At 56.7% G+C, this 414-nt stretch carries 1 protein-coding gene; it reads right to left on the bottom strand.

All coding sequences use genetic code 11. From position 1 onward, the window contains the following. Nucleotides 1-414, bottom strand: a 414-nt coding sequence (locus tag KP705_RS18340; RefSeq protein WP_215765336.1) for a transposase, incomplete at both ends; no start/stop codon positions are given.

A 414-nucleotide genomic window follows, 5' to 3' on the forward strand; every position in this document is an offset into this window, starting at 1 on the left:
TGTAGYCAAAGAACGGGATRGCSAGATCGCTCGACGGTATGGTTCCATCGTCCTGCCGCTTCGCCTTCGTGAACTTAAGTGTCCATCGTGCATGACGATCCTTATGCGACATCTTTGCGGGCTTGTCCTGCCAGTCTTCTGGAATACGTCCTGCCCGGAGATCCGCTTTCTCAGCCTTCGTATTGCGCTGCTTTGGAGCAGCCACCAGTGTTGCATCCAGGATCTGGCCGGACATCGGGAGATAACCGGCGTTCCGCAGGGTCGCGTCAAATCGGTCAAACAGCCTTTCAATGGCACCCGCCTGTGTCAAACGCTCACGAAACAGCCAGACCGTTTTGGCATCCGGCACGCGGTCCGACAGCCCCAATCCCAGAAAGCGCATGAACGACAGGCGGTCGTTGATCAGATACTCTG

Origin of the sequence: Gluconobacter sp. P1D12_c, assembly GCF_018812105.1 — a bacterium.
In the GTDB taxonomy this organism is placed as follows: domain Bacteria; phylum Pseudomonadota; class Alphaproteobacteria; order Acetobacterales; family Acetobacteraceae; genus Gluconobacter; species Gluconobacter oxydans_A.